This is a genomic window from Verminephrobacter aporrectodeae subsp. tuberculatae At4 (assembly GCF_000193225.1).
Taxonomy (GTDB): domain Bacteria; phylum Pseudomonadota; class Gammaproteobacteria; order Burkholderiales; family Burkholderiaceae_C; genus Acidovorax; species Acidovorax aporrectodeae.
Genome location: NZ_AFAL01000416.1, coordinates 24,740 through 31,187 on the forward strand (window position 1 = coordinate 24,740; position 6,448 = coordinate 31,187).

Below are 6,448 nucleotides of genomic sequence, written 5' to 3' on the forward strand. Positions count from 1 at the left end.
TATTTTGCCAGCGTGCAAGGCCCGGGCCAGAGGCAGCCAAAGGCAAAGATCTGTCTGGTGCGTGATTGACTGGCCCGGCCATTGTGGGCAGCATCCGACCCCTTGTGCGGTCCTGTCGTGGAGTCAAGCTGTGAGCATGAACCGAGAGCAATTGATCCAGAGCGTGCAGTGTTATTTCGACGACGGCCGCTTTGCCGCGGACCTGCGCCGGCGCGTGGCCTGGCGCACCGAAAGCGACACCGGGCAGAGCCTGCCCGCGCTGCGCGGCTATCTGTGCGACGAGATCGTCCCCTGGCTGCAACCCCTGGGGTTCGACTGCGAGGTGCTGGACAACCCCGAACCCCCGGGCGGTCCCCTGCTGCTGGCGCGGCGCGTGGAAGACCCGGGCCTGCCCACCCTGCTGAGCTACGGGCATGGCGACGTGGTCAGCGGGCAGGACAGCGCCTGGCGCGCGGGACTGTCCCCCTGGGAACTGACGATCGAAGGCGAGCGCTGGTACGGCCGCGGCACGGCGGACAACAAGGGCCAGCACAGCATCAGCCTCGCGGCCCTGGCGCACACGCTGGCGGCGCGCCAGGGCCGTCTGGGCTACAACGTCACGCTGCTCATGGAAATGGGCGAGGAAGCCGGCTCCCCCGGCTTGGCCGCGTTCTGCACGCAGCACCGCGCTGCGCTGCGCGCCGATCTCCTGGTGGCCTGCGACGGCCCGCGCGTGCACGCCGAGCGTCCCACGCTCTTTCTGGGCGCGCGCGGCGTCATGAATTTCTCGCTCACCGTGCGCTGCCGCGACAAGGCCTACCACTCGGGCAACTGGGGCGGCGTGCTGGCCAACCCCGCGACCGTGCTGGTGCACGCGCTGAGCACGCTGGTCGATGCCAAGGGGCGCATCCTGGTGCAGTGCCTGCTGCCCCCTGCCATGCCGGAGAAGCTGCGCACGGCGTTGCAGGACATCGCCATCGGCACCGGCGCCGACGACCCGGTGCTCACGCCCGGCTGGGGCGAGCCGGGGCTCACAGCGGCGCAGCGGCTGGTGGGTTGGAATACGCTGGAACTGCTGGCACTGGGCGCGGGCTCGGCGCAGCGCCCGGTGAACGCCATTGCGCCGCACGCCGTGGCGCACTGCCAGTTGCGCTTCGTGGTCGGTACCGACTGGCGCAACGCGCTGGCCGGCCTGCGCCAGCACCTGGACGCGCAGGGCTTCGGCGATGTCGCGATCACCCCGGCAATGGCCTATGGCGCCACACGGCTCGACCTGAACAACCCCTGGGTGGACTGGACCCTGGCCTCGATCCGGCGCAGCACGGGCCAGGTGCCCACGCTGCTGCCGAATCTCGCGGGCTCGCTGCCCAACGAGGTCTTTGCCGACATTCTGGGTCTGCCCACGCTGTGGCTGCCGCACTCGTATCCGGCCTGCGCCCAGCATGCTCCGAACGAGCACCTGCTGGCTCCGGTGGCCCGCGAGGGGCTGGCGATGATGGCGGGCCTGTTCTGGGACTTGGGCGAAGCGCCGGGCACACCCTGGGAGGAAGGCCGCCTGGACGGTGCCCGCGCGTCCGGGATGGCGCTGCCCTCCTGACGCAGCACCCGCTGCGCATCACTCCACCGTCACGCTCTTGGCCAGGTTTCTGGGCTTGTCCACGTCGGTCCCGCGCGCGCAGGCGGTGTGATACGCGAGCAATTGCAGCGGCACCACATGCAGCAGCGGGCTCAGGGCGCCGTAGTGCTCGGGCATGCGGATCACGTGGATGCCTTCGCTGCGCTCGATGCGCGTGTCGGCGTCGGCCAGCACGTAGAGCACGCCGGCGCGCGCGCGCACCTCCTGCATATTGCTCTTGAGCTTTTCCAGGAGCGTGTCGTTGGGCGCCACCGTCACCACGGGCATGGCGCTCGTGACCAGCGCCAGAGGGCCGTGCTTGAGTTCGCCCGCAGGGTAGGCCTCGGCGTGGATGTAGCTGATTTCCTTGAGCTTGAGCGCCCCTTCGAGGGCAATCGGGTAGTGCAGACCGCGGCCCAGGAAGAGCGCGTTCTCCATGCGCGCAAAGTCCTCGGCCCAGGCGATGAGCTGGGGCTCGAGCGCGAGCACGGCCTGCAGGGCCACGGGCAGGTGGCGCATGGCCCGAAGGTGCGCGGCCTCTTGCGCGCCGCTGAGCCGGCCCTTGGACTGCGCCAACGCCAGGGTCAGCAAGAAAAGGCCCGCCAGCTGCGTGCTGAAGGCCTTGGTGCTGGCCACGCCGATCTCGACCCCGGCGCGGGTGACGTAGGCCAGCTGGCATTCGCGCACCATGGCGCTGCTGGCCGCGTTGCAGATGCTCAGCGTGTGCTGCATGCCCAGGCCTTGCGCGTGGCGCAGGGCCGCGAGCGTGTCCGCCGTTTCGCCCGACTGGCTGATGGCGACGACGAGCGTGCGCGGGTTGGGCACGCTGGCGCGGTAGCGGTACTCGCTGGCGACCTCCACCTGGGTCGGAATGCGCGCGATTTCCTCCAACCAGTGCTTCGCGGTGCAGCCGCTGTAGTAGCTGCTGCCGCAGGCCAGGATGAGCACGCTGTCGATCTCCTGGAACACGCGCCAGGCGGCGACGCCGGGCCGGCCTGCGCCGTCGAATAGCTCGGGAACGATTCCCGCCACGCCTTCGAGCGTGTCGGCAAGCGCGCGCGGCTGCTCGAAGATCTCCTTTTGCATGTAGTGGCGGTACGCGCCGAGTTCGGCCGCGCCGCTGTGCGCTGGCAGCGTGCGCACCGGGCGCCGGTCGGGCGGGAGGGGCTCGGAGCCGCCGTCCGGCCTGCGACCCACGATCCAGTAGCGGCCCAGTTGCAGGTCTGCCAGATCGCCTTCTTCCAGGTACACGATCTGCTCGGTGACGCCCGCCAGGGCCAGGGCGTCGCTGGCCAGAAAATGCTCGGAGCCGTCCCGCCCCACGCCCAGGACCAGCGGCGAGCCGGCACGCGCGCCGACCACGCGCCGGGGTTCGTCGCGGTGCAGCACGGCGATGGCGTAAGCGCCGCGCAACTGGGTCACGGCGGCCTGCACGGCTTCGAACAGGTCGCCGCCGTAGTGGCTGTCGATCAGGTGCGCGATGACCTCGGTGTCGGTCTGGCTGGCAAACGCATAGCCGCGGGCCTGCAGGGCCGCGCGCAGTTCTTCGTGGTTTTCGATGATGCCGTTGTGCACCAGGGCCACGCGGCCCGCGGCTGCGGCGTCGCGGCCCGCGCCATGGCTGAAGTGGGGGTGCGCGTTGTGCACCGCAGGCGCACCGTGCGTGGCCCAGCGCGTGTGGGCGATTCCGGTGGCGCCCTGTATGTGCCCGGCCTGCACCTGGTCCAGCAATTCGGCCACGCGCGCCGTGCTGCGCGCGCGCTGCAGGCCGGCCGGCTGCGTCGCGTCCAGGCTGCCGGCGTGCACGGCGACGCCGCAGGAGTCATAGCCCCGGTACTCCAGCCGTTGCAGGCCCTGGACGAGGATGGGAACGATGTTGCGCGTGGAGACCGCGCCGACGATGCCGCACATGCTGTTTTGCCCCGGGTTGAAAACGAGGGTCCGATGGTAGGCGTCGAACAAGGAAATATTTGATTGATATTTTCCTTTTTTGAATTTGAATTTCGTTATTGAAGCAATGTGAAATCCAAGTTCATGAAAATACAGAAATCGAAATCCATCAGCCTAGACCGGATCGACCTGCAACTGCTCGATCTGCTGCAAACCGACGCGGCGCAGAGCCAGCAGTCGCTGGCGCAGCAGGTGCACGTGTCGCCGCCCACCTGCCTGCGCCGCGTCCAGCGCCTGCAGGCGGCGGGACTGATCGAGCGCCAGGTGGCCATCCTTGAGCCCGAGCGGCTTGCGGCCATCCAGGGCCACGGCCTGGCGTGCATCGTCGAGGTCTCGCTCGAGCGCCAGGGCGCCGAGTCGCTGGACGCCTTTGAAGCCCGCGCCGTGGCCGACGCCGCGGTGCAGCAGTGCTGGCGCGTGTCGCCGGGTCCGGACTTTGTTCTCGTGCTCCACGTGCGTGACATGCCCGGCTATCTGTCGCTGGCGCAGCGGCTGTTCACGGGCGATGCGAACGTGCGCAACGTCAGGGCCTTCTTCGCGACGCGCCGGGCAAAATTCTCGACCAGGGTGCCGTTGCTGCACGCATGAGCGGTGCCGGCGCCCGACTCAGGGTAATGGCGTCACCCCGGGCAGTCCGCAGGCATGGATGGCCTTGCGCAGGGTGGCGATGGCCTCGTGGCGCGGGAAGCTGCGGCGCCAGACCAGCACCACGCGGCGCATCGGCGGGGTGCCGCCATCTTGCTCACGGATGGGCAGGTAGCGCACGGGGGACTCGGCGCCCTGGCTGCGGGGCAGGGCGCCGGGCAGCGCGGCGCACGGCACCGACAGGCGCGGCACCAGCGTCACCCCCATGCCGGCGGCGACCATGTGCTTGATGGTCTCCAGCGACGAGCCTTCAAACGACTTGCGGATGCCTTCGGCATTGCTGGAGAACCGCGCGAACTCGGGACAGACCGCGAGCACATGGTCACGAAAGCAATGGCCCGCGCCGAGCAGCAGCATGGTCTCGCTCTTGAGTTCGGCGGCGCTCACGGACTGCCTGCGCGCAAACGCATGCGTGGCCGGAACGGCCGCCAGGAAGGGCTCGTCGTACAGCGGCGCAATGGCCAGGCCCGCGTCGGGGAAGGGCTGGGCCAGGATGGCGCAGTCGATCTCGCCGGTGCGCAGCATCTCCAGCAGCTTGCTGGTGTAGTTCTCCTGCAGCATGAGCGGCATTTGCGGGGTGCGCGCAATCGACTCGCGCACCAGGTCGGGCAGCAGGTAGGGGCCGATGGTGTAGATCACGCCCAGCGTGAGCGGCCCGGCCAGCGGGTCCTTGCCGCGCTTGGCGATTTCCTTGATCGCTGCGGCCTGCTCCAGCACGCTCTGCGCCTGGCGCACGATCTCTTCGCCCAGCGGCGTCACCGAGACCTCGCCCGCGCTGCGTTCAAAGAGCTTCACGTCGAGCTCCGCCTCAAGCTTCTTGACGGCCACCGACAGCGTGGGTTGCGACACGCAGCAAGCGTCGGCGGCATGGCCGAAATGCTTTTCCCGGGCCACGGCGACGATGTACTTGAGTTCGGTGAGGGTCATGCACGACTCCTTGTGTCTTCGGGATGGACTTTCCAAGTGACTACAGCGGCGCCAAGCACATCGATCGGTTGGGGACGCAGGCAGTGTATCGGGGCGCCATGGTGGGGGATTGCTCCTGCATCCGGTTTGTCCGCGGGTCAGCGCAGCCGGTCCTGCTCCGCCCGCAGGCGCTCGAAGACGCGCCAGAACGCCGCGTCCTGCGTGGTCGCAAAGTTGATGCGCATCAGCGGGCCCGGCTTGCGCTCGGCGTGGAACAGCGCGCCGGGCGCGAGCAAGTAGCCCTCGTCGAGCATGCGCTGCGACAGCGCGTCGGTGTCCACCCCCGTGTCCACCCAGCCAAACAGCCCTGCGGGCTCGGCCGCGAAGCGGCAACCCGCCGCCAGCGCCAGTTTCACGCTGCGTGCACGCGCCGCATCGAGCCGCGTGCGGATGCGCTCGGCATGGCGGCGCAGCTGCCCCTGCTCCATGCACAGCGCCAGCGCCTTCTCCAGCAGGGCGGGCGTGGTCAGGGTGGTCAGCAGCTTGGTATCGAGCAGCGGTTCGAGCAGCGCGGGCGGCGCGGCCAGGAAGCCGACGCGCCAGTTGGGCGCGAGGATCTTGGCAAAGCCGCTCACGTAGATCGTGCGCTGCAAGCCGTCGAGCGCCGCCAGGCGGATCGCATGCTCGGGGGCGATGTGGCTGTAGCTGTCGTCCTCGACCACATGAAAGCCGTGCGCGTCGGCCAGCTGCAGCACGCGGTGCGCGCTGCCGGGCGCCAGGCAATGGCCCGTGGGGTTGTGCAGCACGCTCACGCTCACGTAGAGCTTGGGCCGGTGCACCTCGCAGTACCGGGCCATGACCGCCAGATCGGGGCCGTCCGCGCGGCGCGGCACGGGCAGGATGCGCATGCCCAAGGCGGCCAGGCGCGCAAACTCCACGGCCCAGCCGGGCTCCTCGACCATGACCGGGTCGCCGGGCCGCAGCAGGGTGCGGCTCACGATGTCGAGCGCGTGGGTGGCGCCGACGGTGGTGATGATGTGCTCGGGCGTGGTGTGCACACCGAACGCGTCCAGCCGCTTGGCCAGTTGGCGGCGCAGGCCGGCGTCCCCCAGGGGCTCGCCGTACTGCAAGGAAAAATCCTGCAACGCGCGCGCATTCGCCACCTTGCGCACCGCGGCGGGCATGAACGCGGACTCCAGCCATTGCGACGGAAACACGCCCATCCCGGGCTGGGGCTGGTCGTTGATCTTGTGGAACATCCCGCGGATCAGCGCCGTGGCATTCACGGGCGCGACGCCCCGGGCACCGCGCCCCACGGCGTCTGTCGCCAGGCGCTGGCCCGCCGGCGCCGGG

5 protein-coding genes are annotated in these 6,448 nt (G+C 69.5%); 2 read left to right on the forward strand and 3 right to left on the reverse strand.

Annotated elements, in window-relative coordinates; all coding sequences use genetic code 11:
• Positions 1–136 precede the first annotated feature (136 nt).
• Entirely contained in the window at positions 137–1,576 is a 1,440-nt protein-coding gene (locus tag VTU_RS0112725; RefSeq protein ID WP_010104712.1) for a M20 family metallopeptidase, read from the forward strand.
• An 18-nt stretch (positions 1,577–1,594) separates the two neighbouring features.
• On the opposite strand, the gene glmS is transcribed toward VTU_RS0112725, so the two are convergent.
• On the reverse strand, positions 1,595–3,505 hold the full coding sequence (glmS, locus tag VTU_RS0112730) for a glutamine--fructose-6-phosphate transaminase (isomerizing) (protein ID WP_010104714.1): 1,911 nt from the start codon (positions 3,503–3,505) through the stop codon (positions 1,595–1,597).
• A 123-nt stretch (positions 3,506–3,628) separates the two neighbouring features.
• Between glmS and VTU_RS0112735 the strand changes: the two genes are divergently transcribed.
• Positions 3,629–4,132 (forward strand): Lrp/AsnC family transcriptional regulator, encoded by a 504-nt coding sequence (locus VTU_RS0112735; protein ID WP_010104716.1) that lies wholly within the window; start codon positions 3,629–3,631, stop codon positions 4,130–4,132.
• A gap of 18 nt (positions 4,133–4,150) precedes the next feature.
• Here the strand turns inward: VTU_RS0112735 and VTU_RS0112740 are convergent, their stop codons facing one another.
• Positions 4,151–5,116: a LysR substrate-binding domain-containing protein gene (locus VTU_RS0112740; RefSeq protein ID WP_010104718.1), complete on the reverse strand. Its 966-nt coding sequence runs from the start codon at positions 5,114–5,116 to the stop codon at positions 4,151–4,153.
• A 137-nt stretch (positions 5,117–5,253) separates the two neighbouring features.
• Positions 5,254–6,448, reverse strand: a 1,195-nt coding sequence (locus VTU_RS27125; RefSeq protein WP_010104720.1) for an aminotransferase-like domain-containing protein, incomplete at its 5' end; no start/stop codon positions are given.